At 75.6% G+C, this 14,342-nt stretch carries 7 protein-coding genes and 3 tRNA genes; 3 read left to right on the forward strand and 7 right to left on the reverse strand.

Annotated features, from left to right (window positions below; all coding sequences use genetic code 11):
• Positions 1-140: 140 nt before the first annotated feature.
• From AB0N76_RS29810 to AB0N76_RS29820, 3 genes are all read right to left on the reverse strand, one after another.
• A complete protein-coding gene (locus tag AB0N76_RS29810) occupies positions 141-1,241 on the reverse strand; it encodes a C40 family peptidase (protein WP_363562342.1) in 1,101 nt (366 codons plus the stop codon).
• Complete coding sequence (locus AB0N76_RS29815) at positions 1,238-2,545, reverse strand: SPFH domain-containing protein (RefSeq protein WP_363562344.1); 1,308 nt, start codon at positions 2,543-2,545, stop codon at positions 1,238-1,240. The genes AB0N76_RS29810 and AB0N76_RS29815 overlap by 4 nt, the downstream gene beginning before the upstream one ends.
• 186 nt (positions 2,546-2,731) lie before the next feature.
• Positions 2,732-5,980, reverse strand: coding sequence for an Ig-like domain-containing protein (locus tag AB0N76_RS29820; RefSeq protein ID WP_363562346.1), 3,249 nt, complete (start codon positions 5,978-5,980; stop codon positions 2,732-2,734).
• Between the two features lie 312 nt (positions 5,981-6,292).
• On the opposite strand from AB0N76_RS29820, the gene AB0N76_RS29825 reads away from it, so the two are divergent.
• Together AB0N76_RS29825 and AB0N76_RS29830 are read left to right on the forward strand one after the other, a co-directional pair.
• Positions 6,293-6,709, forward strand: coding sequence for a globin domain-containing protein (locus AB0N76_RS29825; RefSeq protein ID WP_363562348.1), 417 nt, complete (start codon positions 6,293-6,295; stop codon positions 6,707-6,709).
• 11 nt (positions 6,710-6,720) lie between these two features.
• Complete coding sequence (locus AB0N76_RS29830) at positions 6,721-7,923, forward strand: globin domain-containing protein (protein ID WP_363562350.1); 1,203 nt, start codon at positions 6,721-6,723, stop codon at positions 7,921-7,923.
• Between the two features lie 90 nt (positions 7,924-8,013).
• Here AB0N76_RS29830 and AB0N76_RS29835 read toward each other — a convergent pair.
• The 3 genes from AB0N76_RS29835 to AB0N76_RS29845 all read right to left on the reverse strand — a co-directional run bounded on the left by AB0N76_RS29835 (position 8,014) and on the right by AB0N76_RS29845 (position 8,439).
• Positions 8,014-8,089 (reverse strand) — tRNA-Arg (locus AB0N76_RS29835).
• Positions 8,090-8,120: 31 nt separating this feature from the next.
• Positions 8,121-8,196 (reverse strand) — tRNA-Arg (locus AB0N76_RS29840).
• Between the two features lie 149 nt (positions 8,197-8,345).
• A tRNA-Ser gene (locus AB0N76_RS29845) sits at positions 8,346-8,439 on the reverse strand.
• 179 nt (positions 8,440-8,618) lie between these two features.
• On the opposite strand from AB0N76_RS29845, the gene AB0N76_RS29850 reads away from it, so the two are divergent.
• On the forward strand, positions 8,619-12,299 hold the full coding sequence (locus tag AB0N76_RS29850; RefSeq protein WP_363562352.1) for a PAS domain-containing protein: 3,681 nt from the start codon (positions 8,619-8,621) through the stop codon (positions 12,297-12,299).
• 115 nt (positions 12,300-12,414) lie between these two features.
• Here the strand turns inward: AB0N76_RS29850 and AB0N76_RS29855 are convergent, their stop codons facing one another.
• Positions 12,415-14,076 (reverse strand): long-chain fatty acid--CoA ligase, encoded by a 1,662-nt coding sequence (locus AB0N76_RS29855; RefSeq protein ID WP_363562354.1) that lies wholly within the window; start codon positions 14,074-14,076, stop codon positions 12,415-12,417.
• Between the last annotated feature and the right edge of the window lie 266 nt (positions 14,077-14,342).

Here is a 14,342-nt window from a genome sequence, read left to right on the forward strand (position 1 = left end):
GGGGGTCCCGCCCGCCCTGCGGGCCGCGCCCTCGTTCGGCGCACCCCCCCCCGGTGCGGCGCGGGCCCCCGCCGTCCACAGCCTGTGGACGACGCGGCCCGTCTCGCTCCACGGCCGACGCGCGCTACGGCCGGTGCGTCCTACGGCCGGCCGAAGTGGGTCGGGTAGAAGCCGCTGCTGATCGTCGACACCCGGACCGTCTTGCCCGGCCGGGGCGCCTCGACGAACTTGCCGCCGCCCAGGTAGATCCCCACGTGGTGGATGCCCGAGGCCCGGCCGCTGTCCGACCAGAACAACAGGTCACCGCGGCGCAGCTGGCCCGCCGTGATCGGCGTGGTCGCCGCGTACTGGTCGTCGGCCACCCGCGGCAGGCCGACGCCCGCCCGCCGGTAGGCCTGCTGCACCAGACCCGAGCAGTCGTAGCCGGTCGGACCGTCGCCGCCCCACACGTACGGCTTGCCGAGCTGCGCGAGCGCGTAGTCGAGCGCCGATTCCAGGCGGCCGCCGGACGGTGCGGCGTCCTGGGCCGGCCGGGTGGCCTTCGACTTCGCGGGCGCCGGCTTGGCGGGGTTCGGCTTGGCGGGGTTCGTCGCCGGGCCGGCGTCCGCCCCGGAGCCGCCGGTGCGGTTCAGGTAGACGTCGCGGTGGCTGGTGTAGCGCCACTCGCCGGCGGTGTTCTTGAACCAGTACTTGGAACCGTCCCAGCCCTGCCGCCGACCGTCGGACGCGGCCGGGCCGTTGGAGACGGCCGCCTGGTTCGCGCTCGCGCCCTTGCCGGAACCCGCGCTCGTTGCGCTGCCCGATCCGCCGGACCTGCCCTCGTACACCGCGCGGTGGCTGGTGTAGCGCCACTCCCCGGCGGCGTTCTTGAACCAGTACTTCGAACCGTCCCAGCCCTGCTTGCCGGGCGCGGCGTGCGCGGCCCCGGCGCCGGCGGTCAGGCCGACCACCCCGGCACCGGCCAGCACGGTGGTGGCCAGGCAGGTACTTCGCACCGCCCGGTGTATTCGGCCCCCGCCGGGCGACTGCGCCGGGCGGGCGGTGCGCGGCCGGGCCGCGCAGTTCGGGCAGGAGCAGCCCGCGAGGGCGGGGATGCTGCCGAGGCTCTCCTCGAAACCGATCAGCGCCGCGTCGACGTCGAAGGCATCGAAGGCATCGACGCCTTCGTACCCGTCGGACGAGTCGTACGTCTCGCACCCGTCGTACCGGGGATCGGCGTCCGTGCCGGTGGCTATCCTCATGCCGGTCGTCCTTCCTTCCGCCCGGCCCGGGCGGCCGGGGACGGTACCGAGGCGGCCACTCCGGCCGGGGCGACGAAGGCGACCAGCAACTGTTCCATCAGCGCGCTCCGGGCGGCCTCGTCCAGCTCGTGCGCGGTGGCCCGCTCCAGCCGCCGGACGGCGAGCGCCGCCGCCTCCACCGCGTCGTCCACCAGCACCGTGCGCAGACCGGCGTCGAGGTCGGCCAGCCGGCGGCGGCGCATCGACTCGGCCACCTCCGGCGCGTAGTCCAGCGCCAGCGGCTGCGCCGAGTACACCTCCAGCCCGGCCGGGGCGACCTCGGCGGCCAGCGCCCGGGTGAGCTCGTCGGCGAACCACTGGCCGTCGCGCAGCGCGGGCCCGGGCGCCGCGTTGCTGTCGCACGGCAGGGTGGACGCGGTGCGGGTGAGCACCGCCTGGACCTGCTCCCGCAGGTAGCTCTCGTGGTCCTCGATCGCCAGCACCGCGCGGGCGGTGTCCCGGACCCGCCAGACGATCAGCAGCCGGACGACGATCGGCGTGCCGGTGCGGTCGACCACCTTGACCGGCTCGCTGCGCCAGTGCCGCAGCCGGACGTCGACCCGGTGGCGGCGCAGCAGCGGGTTGACCCAGACCAGGCCGGTGCGGCGGACGGTGCCCCGGTAGCGGCCCCAGCGGGTCAGCACCCGGGTCTCGCCGCCCGCGTTGACCAGCAGGCCGGCGAGCGCGAGGACGATCAGCAGCCCGGCGGCGGTGACCGCGGCCACCGAGGGGGCGGTCACCGCGGCCGACCCGCTCGCCCGGGCGGCGGCGCTGCGCAGGTCGGGCAGGGCGTCCCAGGAGGGGATGACGCCGTCGCGCAGCAGCACCAGCAGGACGGCCGCGGTGCCGAGCAGCAACCCGAACAGGGAGACCCAGCCGGGCAGCGTGGCGGCGGCGCGCTCGCGGAGCGCCCGGTCGGCGCGCGGGGGCCGCCGGGAGGTGGCGGCGGCCGGGGCCCCGGCCTCGTCCGGCTCCGGCTCCGGCTCCGCGACCGGCTGCGGCGCGGGCTGCGACACCGGCTGCGGTGCTGGCTGCGGCGCCGCGGTCTCCAGCGGATCGCGCGGATCGACCGCGAGACCGGCCGCTCCGGGGAGCACCGCCATCGGAGTGGTGGCCGGACCGCCGTCGGCCGGCTTGGCGGGCTTGGGCGTCCGCACCCCCCTGGCCAGCGGGCTGGCGCCGGAGACGGAACGTTCCGGCAGCGCCGGGGGGAGCGCCTTGGGCAGATGGTCGGGTCGCTGCGAAGAATCGCGGGTGACGTCCATGCACGGATCCTCAGGTTCAGTGTGTCGCGCAACGGGCGGCCCGGATCTGACGGGCAGTGCCAGAGTCAGGCTAAGTTCATACGTCATCAAATGCGACATTTAAGCCAGCATGTGTCGACATTTACTGACGAGTCATCGAAAGCCGGACCTGACGCGCGGGCACATGAGCGGATGGTCGGAACGGGTTCAGCGCCGACGGGTACCGGTCCCCCGGGCGAGCACCCGGCGGGTGATCAGCCCGATGCCGGTGAGCACCAGCAGGATCCCGGCGAGCGCGCCGCGCCAGCCGTCCGTCCGGTGCCGGTCGGCCGCCGTCGGCGAGGACTGCACCGCCTCGGGCGGCGCGGCCAGCGCCCGGCCGCCCTCGCGCTCGGCGGCGGACTCGGTGTCGGGCCCGGTCGCGGGCTCGGGCTCGGAATCGACGGGGGCGGAGCCGGCGGGGGCGGGGGTGACGGTCGGGCTCTGAGCAGGGATCGAAGCCGGGGACGCGGCCGGGGACGGACTCGGAGAGGCACTCGGGGACGGGCTCAGGGAGGGGCTCGCGGACGGGCTCGGCGACGGGCTGGGGGGCGTCGTGGCCGAGGAGGACGGGGTCGGGCTCACCGTCGCCGTCCCGGCCGCCGTCGGGGTCGGTACCGGAGTCGGCGTCACCACCGGCACCGGCTGGGCCACCACGCCGGCGACCGGCGGCACGAAGATCGGCAGCAGGCCCGGCGGGACGGGTTCGAAGACGGGCTCGACTGTGGGCACGGCCGTGGGCGTGGGGACGGCAGTGGCCGTGGGGACGGCCGTGGCCGTGGCCGTGGCCGTGGCCGGAACCGGCGCGCTCGGCGTGGACACCGGCGCCTCCGGAGCCTGCGTGGCCACCGTCGGCACCGGAGTCGGCGCCGTACTCGGGGTCGGAATCGAGGTCGGGCTCGGGAGCGTGCTCGGAGTCGGGGACGGCGTCGAAGTCGGGGACGGCATGGCCGCCTGGGTCGGCACGGACGTGGGCACGGCCGTCGGCGACGGCGTGGCCGTGGGCGTGGGCAGTGCCGTTGGCGACGGCGTAGGCGTAGGCGTCGGCGTCGGCGTCGGCGTAGGCAACGGGGTCGGCACGACCGTCGGCGTCGCCGCTGCACTCGCCACCGGACTCGCCACCGGACCGGCCGTCGCACTCGCCGACGCACTCGCCGACGCACTCGCCGAGGGCGTCACCACCGGAACCGTCGGCGTCACCACCGGAGTCACCGGCACCACCGGAGCCGCGACCCGGACCACCACCGCGTCCGCCGCCGTCCCGTTCCCGGCCTGGTCGGTCGCCGTGACGACCAGCCACTGCTCCCCGTTCACCAGGTCCCGGTTGGCCGTGCAGGTCCAGCTCCCGTCGACGGCGGCCGTCGCCCCGCAGGCCACGATCGGCTCCGCCGCGGCCGCCCCGCCCGAGCGCGCGGTGACGATCACCTGGGCGCCGGGCTCCGCCTTCCCGGCGAGCCGGGGCCGGGCCTCCCGGACGGTCGCCCCGGCGGCCGGGACGGTGAGCACCGGACGGTCCGGCGGCTCGGTGTCGACCACCAGCTCGACCGCCCGCCCGGCGGTCCGGTTCCCGGCGAAGTCGGCGGCGGCCGGGGTCAGCCGGTGCCGCCCGTCCGCCAGGTTCTCCACCGGCAGGCAGGACCAGCCGCCGTCCGACCGGACGGCCGTGCTGCACAGTTCGACGGCCGGGCCGCCGCGCTGACCCGTCGGCTGGTCGGCGACCGAGACGGTGCTGCCCGGTTCGCCGGTGCCGGTCAGTTCGAGCCCGGGGTCGTTGGTGAACCCGGGCAGGGTGAGGACGGGCGCGCCCGGCGGCGCGGTCTTGACGGTGATCCGGACCGGTTCGCCGCGCAGCACCACGCCGCCCATGGTGGTCCCCACCGGCGTGAGGGTGTGCGTCCCGGCGGCCAGCGCGGTGTCCGGGCGGCAGGACCAGCCGCCGGCCCGGATGACCCGGGCGGAGCGGCAGAGCACGCTGTCGCCCTCGCGGATCTCGACGGTGGCGCCGGTCACCGCCCCGTCGCCGGTGATCTTGGGCCGGGCGTCGGAGGTGGTGGTGCCGTCGACCGGTTCGGCGATCTCCGGGCGGGTGCCGCCGACGGTCAGCCGGATCCGCTGGTCGGCGACCTGCCCGGAGTCGGCGAAGCCGCCGGACGGGACGACCTGCGCGGCGTCCCGGCCGATCCGCAGCCGGGCCCAGGTGTCGCCGGAGGAGGCGTTGGCCGGGACGGTCCACTCCAGGGTGGCGCTGTGCTCCCCGGGGGCGACCTCGGTCTGCACCCGCTCGACCGGGTCGAACCGGCCGTTGCGGTCGAAGTCGACCCAGCCGGCCAGGGTGGCGGGCGCGTCGCCGACCGCGACCGGCACGGTGACCCGGTAGTAGCGGCCGATCGCCGCCTCGCCGGGGTAGCCGACGGCCGGGTCGGCGCCGTGGTACTCGCCGCGACCGGGCGGGAGCTGCGGCGGCGCCGGCTTGGTCCAGACGCTCCGGTCGTCCTCGCCCGGCCCGGTCCGGACCGCGGGCCCGTCCGCCGGGTCGGCCGCCTCGACGGGAGCCTCCACGAGGCCGGCGTCGGGCCGGGTGAACAGCCCGTCGGGCCGGCTGTCGGGCCGGGCCGCCCGGGTGCTGGCGTCGCTGCCGAGGAAGAGGTCGGAGAGCAGGTGGGAGGCGGTGCCGTAGCTCTGCGGCGCGGTGCCGACGGTCTCGTCCAGGGTGACCGTGCCGGCGAGGGTGAGCGGGGCCGGGGCGGTGCCGGAGCCGGGCCGGGCGGTGACCCGCTGCTCGACCCGGAAGACCGCGGACCGGAAGGTGCCGGCCAGCTCCAGGCTGCCCTCGGCGGCGGACCCGCCCTCGCCGTCGGCGCCGCCGTCCGCCCGGGCGGGGGCGAGGGTGGTGCCGTCGACCGTCCAGCCGGGCCAGTCGGTCCGGTTGACCAGGGCGGGGGCGGACGGCGTGCCGCCGGTGAGGGTGAGCCGGGTCGCGGTACTGGTGGCACCGGATTTCCCGGTGGCGATTCCGGCGAGTCCGCTGAGGTGCAACCGGGGATTGCGGACCGCCCGGGAGAATGTCAGCCGGAGCGTTCCGACTGTCTGCCAGGAACCGTCCGTCTGCGGACGTTCCGCCGAGATCCGGTAGGTCTGCGCGGGATCTCCGGGCCGGATTCCGTCGCTGTACAACGCGGCGGACCGGCCGCCGCCGGACCGGTCGGCCAATTCCCCGGGACGGGCGTCGACGGCGGTTCCGGGGGCGGCGGAGAAATCCAGCTGGACGGAGAGTCCGGAGGGCAGCACCGCGCGCTGTCCGGTGCTCCAGGCGCCGGGGGACTGCTGGGCGAGCGAGGGCGGCGAGGTCCAGCCGATCAGCAGGCCCGCCGCCAGGACCGCGGCGGCGCCGGCCGCAGCCGGGAACTGTCTGCTCATCCGGCTCTCCTTCGGTAGCGGCTGCCGGGGGCGGTCCGGATGACCGGGCAGTCTGGACACAAGATCTGACAAAACGGAATCACGATCCTGGGCCGGTCATACTGCGACACCTGCACCCTTGGCCGCATGACACCCGATTGGCGGCCCTCCGACCGGCAGGACGGGATGTACCCGAAAGGGATGCATTTCATCCATTAGGCGGCGTATCGCGGGGAATCCCGCCGAATCCAACCCACCGCCACTGCCCGGTACCTGACCATTCATCGGACAACCCTGTTCGAATTGCCGGACCGCTCACTAGAGTCGGGGGCCGTGACCATTGACCCCGTTCTCATCAAGAGCAGTTTCGCGGTCGTCGAACCGCACGGAACCGCCGTCGCCGGGTACTTCTACCAGCACCTGTTCGAGCACACCCCGGCCGTCCGCGACCTGTTCGCCGCGCACATCGACGAGCAGCGCGACCGGCTCTGGGCGGCGCTCGGCACGCTGGTCGCCCACCTGGACGACACCGACACGCTGGTCGGCATCCTCCGCGACCTCGGCGCCCGGCACGCCGGGTACGGGGCGCTCGTCGACCACTTCCCCGCCGTCGGCGCCAGCCTGCTCGCCACCCTCGCGCACTACGCCGGCGACGCCTGGACCGCCGAGACCGAGGAGTCCTGGACCGCCCTCTACGGCGTCATAGCCGACACCATGGGCCGAGGCCTCACCTCCGCGCCGAACGCCTAGGACGTGCCGCGGTGCCCTTCGACCCCGCGGTCATCCGCGCCAGCTTCGCCGTCGTCGAGCGCCGCGCCGACCACATGGCCAAGTACTTCTACGCCCACCTGTTCGCCCACAACCCGGGGATCCGGGCGCACTTCCCGGACGAGATGACCGAGCAGCGCGACCGGCTCTTCGCCTCGCTCACCCAGATCGTGCTCCGGCTGGAGAGCGCCGACCGGCTCACCGGCTACCTGCGGGCGCTCGGGCGCGACCACCGCAAGTTCCAGGCCGCGCCCGAGCACTACCCCGCCGTCGGCGCCAGCCTGATCGCCGCCCTGCGGCACTTCTCCGGGCACTCCTGGACGCCCGAGATCGAGAAGGCCTGGACCGAGGCCTACACCGTGATCGCCCAGGTGATGACCGGCGCCGCCGCCGAGGTCCCGCCCGGGGAACCCGCCTGGTGGGAGGCCGAGGTGACCGCCCGCCGCCGGGCCGCCGCCGACATCGCCCTGCTCACCCTCGCCCCGATGCGCCCGTACCCCTTCGTCCCGGGCCAGTACCTCACGCTCAGCAGCCCCCGCGCGCCCAAGGTCTGGCGCCCCTACTCGGTGGCCAACGCGCCGCGCCCGGACGGCACCCTCGACCTGCACGTCCGCCGGGTCCCCGGCGGGCTGCTCAGCACCGCACTGGTCGACCACGTCGTGCCCGGCGAACTGCTGCGCCTCGGCCCCCCGCTCGGCGACGCCGTGCTCGACCCGTCCTCGCGCCGCCCGCTGCTGGCCGTGGCCGGCGGCACCGGCTGGGGGCAGACCCGCGCCCTGCTGGAGCAGCTCACCGCCCAGCCGGCCGGCCGGGACGTCACCGTGGTGCTGGCCGCCCGCTCGGAGGCCGAGCAGTACGACCTGGCGGCCGTCGAGGCCCTGCTGGCCCGGTACGACCGGCTGCGGGTCCTGCTGGCCGCGCCCGACCGGGCCGCCGGCCGGGCCGGGGCCGTCACCCTGGTCCGCGAGGCGCTCGCCGGGCAGGGCGACTGGTCCGGCTGGGACGTCCACCTCAGCGGTCCGCCCGAGCTCGCCCCCGCGCTGGTCGACCTGCTGACCGGGCTGGGCGCCGCACCGGACCGGATCCGGCACGACCCCGTCCCCGAGACCTTCAACCGGGCCCGGCCGCTGACCTCCTCGGAGTGGTTCCTGGACCAGCGGAACGTCCCCTGGATCAACCGGACCGAACTGGGCTGACCGGACCGGGCCGACCGGACGGGGGCGCGTCCCTCCCGGGCGGGCCCGGGAACGGGAGAAGCCCCCGGCCGGTGGCCGGGGGCTTCTCGCTGGTGCGCTCAGCAGGATTCGAACCTGCAACCTCTTGATCCGTAGTCAAGTGCTCTATCCGTTGAGCTATGAGCGCAAGTACCGGGCGGACCCGGTCTTGCGGGGTTTGGTGCGCTCAGCAGGATTCGAACCTGCAACCTCTTGATCCGTAGTCAAGTGCTCTATCCGTTGAGCTATGAGCGCTCGCCCTGGCGACGGTGCCGCCGGGGCGTTGCGTGGACAACATTACATGACCTGCGACGTGGGGCGAAATCGATTGCTCCGGCCCCCGGCGGACCCGCCCCGACATGCGAAGGGCCCCGCCGACGTGATCGTCGACGGGGCCCTTCGGCTGGCGGAGGCTGAGGGATTTGAACCCTCGATCAGGAATAACCCCGAAACCGCATTAGCAGTGCGGCGCCATAGACCGGACTAGGCGAAGCCTCCTCCACACGGAGCAAGCCCGCGTGCGCGGACCCGTTCCTTGTGTCAGTGATGATGCCACAACCCGGGGGCCCGGCACCAACCGCCGTCCACGTTACTAGGCGGCCCGTCCCCGCCGCAAAGAAGAATGAGATACTGCCCTCTCCGGAGAGAGCTGCCCTGAGCCGAGGAGACCTGTCGACGTGAGCAGCAGGCCGATCCGAGGCGCTGCTCGCCTCGCCGCCATACTCGATGCCCTGCCCGACGCGTTGCTGCTGGTGAACAGCAACGGCACCGTCGTCGATGCCAACAACGCCGCCGTCCAGGCGCTCCAGGCGCCCGGCACCTCGCTGGTCGGCATGGGCGTGCTCGACCTCCTGCCCGAGTTCGACCCGAGCCGGATCCCCGGCTCGATGCGGCCGGCCACCCGGGAGGACGAGGCGCTCGACCGCCCGGTCCGGATGACCGCGCGGCGCACCGACGGCACCACCTTCCCGGTCGAGGTCTCCGGCAACGACTTCGACGACGACGGCTCGGGTTCCGGCTCCGGTTCGGACGGGCGCGGCTACGCGCTCTCCCCGCTGGTGCCCTACGACCCGTACCGCGAGGGCTCCCGCTCCTCCGACCTGCTCCTGCTGCTGGTCCGCGACCTCACCAGCCGGCTCGGCGTCGAGGCGGAGCTGCGCCGCCAGCACAAGCAGACCGAGATGATCCTGCGGGCCGCCGCCGAGGGCGTGCTCGGCGTCGACCTCGAAGGCCGCTGCGTGCTGGTCAACCCGGCCGCCGCGCACATCCTGGAGTACCGGGCCAGCGAGCTGGGCGGCCGCGAGCTGCACCCGCTGATCCAGCACTCCCGGGCCGACGGCACCCCGCTGGCGCTGGAGGAGTCCGCGCTGCTGGACACCCTCACCTCCGGGCGCAAGCACCGGGTGCGCGGCACCGTGCTCTGGCGCAAGGACGGCCGCCCGGTCACCGTCGACCTCACCACCGCCCCGGTCCGCGACGGCGACCAGCTGGTCGGCGCGGTGATGACCTTCACCGACCGCAGCCGGGAACTGGCCTTGGTCGCCCGCAACGAGCACCTCACCGCCGTCCTGGAGAGCGAGCTGGGCGGCGCCCTGACCGCGCTGCACCGGCGGATCGACGCGCTCGCCGCCGACCCGGCCGGACAGCTCTGGCCCGAGGCCAACTGGACCCTGCGCCGGCTCGCCGACGAGTGCCGCCGGTTCGGCAAGCTGATCGACGGCGTGCTGGCCCACCAGCGCTCCGAGGCCGGCGAGGCCGCCGCGGCCGAGGGCAGAGCGGACGGCAAGCCGGACGGCAAGGACGGCGGGGACGGGAAGGCCGACGGCAAGGGCGGGCGGAAGGCCACCGCCGAGCGGGTGCCGGTCGCCCTGGACAAGGTGGTCCGCCGGGCCGTCGAGCACGCGGGCGAACTGGTCGGCGCCGGCCGGGTGCGGTTCTCCGTGCACGCCGCCGCCGTCGAGGTGATCGCCGACGAACAGCGGCTCGCCCAGGCGCTGGCCCACCTGGTCGCCGACGTCAGCGGCGTCGGCCTCTCCCTGGACGCCACCCCCGACCTGCCCTCCCCCGGGCTCGCCACCCCGGGTCTGCCCGCCCTGCCGCCGGCCGGCGGCGACGCGCCGATGGTGGTGCTCGCGGCCGCCCAGCGCGGCGAGGTCGCCCGGGTCGAGATCCGCGGCCCCGGCCGCGGCGGCAGCCCCGTCCACCTGCCGATAGCCCGCGCGGTGGTCGAGCGCCACGGCGGGGTGCTCCAGCCGCACGAGCTGCCGGGCCGGGCCGGCACCACGTACGTCGTCGAGCTGCCGCTGGACCCGGCCGCCGCGAAGGCCGCCGCCGAACGGGCGGGCGCCGAGGGCCGGTCGGACCGGCCGAAGGAAAGCGACAGCGCCGTCCTGCCCGATCTGCCGGGCATCCCGCAGCTGCCCACCGCGCGCGCCGGGGAGCCGGCGGAGGGCGGGGCGCCGGGTGACCGCCCGGCGGACCGTCCGGCGGCGGGCTCCGGTTCCGGCGCGGACGCGGATCCGGCCGCGGTCGCCGAGCGGGGCCCGGCCGTGGAACGTGAGACCGGCTCCGGCTCCGAGGCGAACGCGGCACCGGCTTCGGCCCCGCAGCTTCCCTCCCCCGGTGCCCCGGCCGGCGAGCCGGCGGCCGACCGGGCCCCCGTGCCCGTCCCCGCCGGTGCCGCGCCGGGGGAGGAGCCGGTCGTCGAGCAGCGGCGCGGCCGCCGCGGCCGGCCGGCCGTCGAGCCCGAGGTCGACCCGGCCGCCGCCACCGGCGCCCCCGGCATCCCCGCCGACCAGTGGCCGAACGCCCCGGCCCGGATCGAGCGCGCCGTCCCCGAGCAGTGGAACGGCACCGGCAACGACCCCGCGTACGGGCGGCAGGGCCTCGGCGGCCCGGCCGGCCCCGCGAGCGACCCCTGGGGCAAGGACGACGGCCGCTCCGGCACCGCCTACGCCGTCCCGGTCGGCGACGGCCGCGCGGACGGGCATCCGGACCGGCGCCCCGCCGAGGGCCGGGCCGACGGCGCCGGTGACGGCGGCCGCCGGACCGGCGGCGGCGAGGGTGTCGAGGGCGGCGACACCGCCGCCCGCACGCCGATCGCCCTCGGCCCGGCCACCGGTGAGACCGCCCCGGCCGCCGGTGCCCCGGAGGGCCGGACCGCCCAGGGTGAGGACACCGTCGAGCCCAAGCCGTCCCGGCGCCGCCGCGCGCTGCCGGGCGGCGAGGACTCCTCCGGCGGGTTCGCCCTGCCCGGCGTCGGCGACGTCCCGGTCTACCCCGGGCTGGAGCACGCCCTCCCGGCCGGTCCGGACGCCGCCCTCCCCGCGCTCCCCGCCATCGCCGGCGGCCCCGCCGACCAGCCGGAGGGCGGCCCGCGACCGGTCGGCACCGGTCTGGGCGAGCTGGCCCCGCCGCGTCCGCTCGGCGCTCCGGGCACCCCCGGTGCGCCCGGGGTTCCCGGCGGTGCGCCCGGCGGTGCGATCGCGCCGGTCAGCCCGGTGCTGCCGGTCCCGCCCGCCGTCGAGCCGCGGCCGGTGTCCCGGGCGGTGGCCGAACTGCCCCCGGTCGGCGACCACGACCGGGCCGGCGAGCACTCCTCAGTGCCCGCCCCGGCCCTCGACGGCGGCCCGCGCCGCCTGCTGGTCTGGCCCGAGCCCGACCCCGCCACCCGGCAAGCGCTCCAGGACCGCGGCTACCGCCCGGTGATCGTCCGCTCCCGCGAGGAGGTCGACGCCCAGGTCAGCGGCTTCCCCGCGGCGCTCTTCGTCGACCCGCTGACCGGCCCGATCACCCGCACCGCGCTGCAGTCCCTGCGTACGGCCGCGCTCAACAGTCGGGTCCCGGTGGTGGTCACGGCCGGCCTCGGCCAGGCCACCCGGGAGAGCGCGTACGGCGCCGACCCGGCCGTCCTGCTGCGCGCCCTCGCCCCGCGCGACGGCGAGCAGCACGCGCCGCGCGTCCTGCTCGTCGAGGGCGACCCGGACATCGCCGCCGCCATGATCGGCAGCCTGGAACGGCGCGGCATGCACGTCGAGCACGCGGTGGACGAGAACGACGCCGTCGCCCGGGCCAGCAGCGTGCAGCCCAACCTGGTGGTGATGGACCTGTTCCAGATCCGCCGCCGCCGGGTCGGCCTGCTCGACTGGCTGCGTGCCAACGACCGGCTGCACCGCACCCCACTGGTCGTCTACACCACGGTCGACCTCGACCCGCGCGAGCTGCCCCGGCTGCGCACCGGCGAGACGGTGCTCTTCCTGGCCGAGCGCTCGACCAGCGACGACGTGCAGTCCCGGATCGTCGACCTGCTCGGCCGGATCGGCGCCATGGGCGAGGCGGGCGTCGCCGCCGCCGGCTGACCCCGCCCGCCGACGCCGAGGGCCGGCCACCCGCTTCCCGGGGTGGCCGGCCCTCGCTCCGTTCTCCGCTTCCGTTTTCCCGCTGTGCCTTCTCTACTCCTCGCCTACTCCTTGCCTACTCCTTGCCGAGCAGGGTGACGTCCAGCTTCTCCGCCGCGTAGTCGGCGCGGATCACCTTCTTGTCGAACTTGCCGACCGAGGTCTTCGGCACCGCCTCGACGATCGCCCAGCGCTCCGGCAGCTGCCAGGACGCGACCCGCCCGGCCAGGAAGGCCCGCAGCTCGGGCAGTCCGGCGGTCGCTCCCGGCCGCAGCACCACCGTGGCCAGCGGCCGCTCGCCCCACTTCTCGTCCGGGACGGCCACCACGGCGGCCTCGGCGACCTCCGGGTGGGCCATCAGGTGGTTCTCCAGGTCCACCGAGGAGATCCACTCGCCGCCGGACTTGATCACGTCCTTGGCCCGGTCGGTCAGCGTCAGGTAACCGTCCGCGGTGATCGTGCCGACGTCGCCGGTGCGCAGCCAGCCGTCCTCGGAGAACTTGTCCTCCGGGCGCTCCGGGTCCTTGCCCGCGCCCCCGTAGTACGCCCCCGCGATCCACGGGCCGCGCACCTCCAGCTCGCCCGCCGACGCCCCGTCGTGCGGCATCCGCTCGCCGCCGGGGCCGGTCAGCCGGGCCTCGACGGAGGCCGGGAAGACGCCCTGGGTGAGCCGGTAGGGCCACTCCTCCTCCGGCGTGAGGCCGCCCGGCGGCTGCGAGAACGAGCCGAGCGGCGAGGTCTCGGTCATGCCCCAGGCGTGCACCACCCGGATGCCGTGGCGCTCCTCGTACCCCTTCATCAGCGACGGCGGGCAGGCCGAGCCGCCGATGACCACCATGCGCAGGCTGGAGGTGTCGTAGTCGCCGGCGTCCAGCTCGTCCAGCAGGCCGGTCCAGATGGTCGGCACGGCCGCGCTGACGGTCGGCTTCACCGCGGCGATCATCTCGGCCAGCGGCTTGGGCTGGAGGAAGCGGTCCGGCATCAGCAGGTCGGCGCCGGACATGAAGGCGGAGTGCGGCAGGCCCCAGGCGTTGACGTGGAACATCGGGACGACCGGCAGCGCGATGTCCTGCGACGTGAGGGCGAAGTTGTCGGCCGTGTTGCCCTGCAGACCGTGCAGGTAGAGCGAGCGGTGGCTGTAGAGCACGCCCTTCGGGTCGCCGGTGGTGCCGGAGGTGTAACAGAGCACGGCGGCCTGGCGCTCGTCTATGTCGGTGAGCCAGGGGTACTCGGCCGGCCGGCCCGCGATCAGCTCCTCGTAGTCGTGCACCCCGCCCGCGAACCCGGTCAGCACCGACCGGTCGCCGGGGCCGCTGACCACGATGTGCTTCAGCGTCGGGGCGAGCTCCGGGAGGACCGCGGCCAGCAGCGGGAGGACGGTGCCGTTGACGATGATCACGCGGTCGGCGGCGTGGTTGACGATGAACGACAGCTGGTGGGCCGGCAGCCGCAGGTTGAGCGTGTGCAGCACCGCGCCCATCGAGGGCACCGCGAAGTACGCCTCCAGGTGCTCCGCGTTGTTCCACATCAGCGTGGCGACCCGGTCGTCCGCCGTGACGCCGAGCTCGTCCCGGAGCGCCCACGCGAGCCGCGCGGCCCGCGCCCCGACCTCCGCGTACGTCCGGACCACCGGCCCGGTCGCCTCCCAGGTCGTGACGGTCGAACGCCCGTGGATGGTCGACCCGTGCTCCAGGATCCTGGCGACGGTGAGCGGTACGTCCTGCATCGTGCTGAACACGGGTCCTCCTCGACCTGGGCGGCACTGCGGCTACCGGCGGGTAATCCGGAGCGGTAGTGCCCGATTCTGCCCCGCCGCCTCCCCCGATGTCAGCCTCCCGACCAGGTTGCCCCCATCACCACCCCACCCGTCGTCCGACGCCTGCGGTCCCGCGCCCGATCACCTCCTCATCCGTCGGCTCCGGACCTCCGGACCCGGTCCACCGTCGCGGTCCTCCCCCGGGTCCGGGGTGGGATGGGTGGTTCCGGGGGGTTGGGGGTGGGGCG

This window comes from Kitasatospora sp. NPDC093806 (assembly GCF_040683335.1).
Classification (GTDB): domain Bacteria; phylum Actinomycetota; class Actinomycetes; order Streptomycetales; family Streptomycetaceae; genus Kitasatospora.

Bases quoted from the DNA above. Each gene is read 5' to 3' on its own strand.
- AB0N76_RS29810 (WP_363562342.1), bottom strand. From the start codon at position 1,241: ATGAGGATAGCCACCGGCACGGACGCCGATCCCCGGTACGACGGGTGC.
- AB0N76_RS29815 (WP_363562344.1), bottom strand. From the start codon at position 2,545: ATGGACGTCACCCGCGATTCTTCGCAGCGACCCGACCATCTGCCCAAG.
- AB0N76_RS29820 (WP_363562346.1), bottom strand. From the start codon at position 5,980: ATGAGCAGACAGTTCCCGGCTGCGGCCGGCGCCGCCGCGGTCCTGGCG.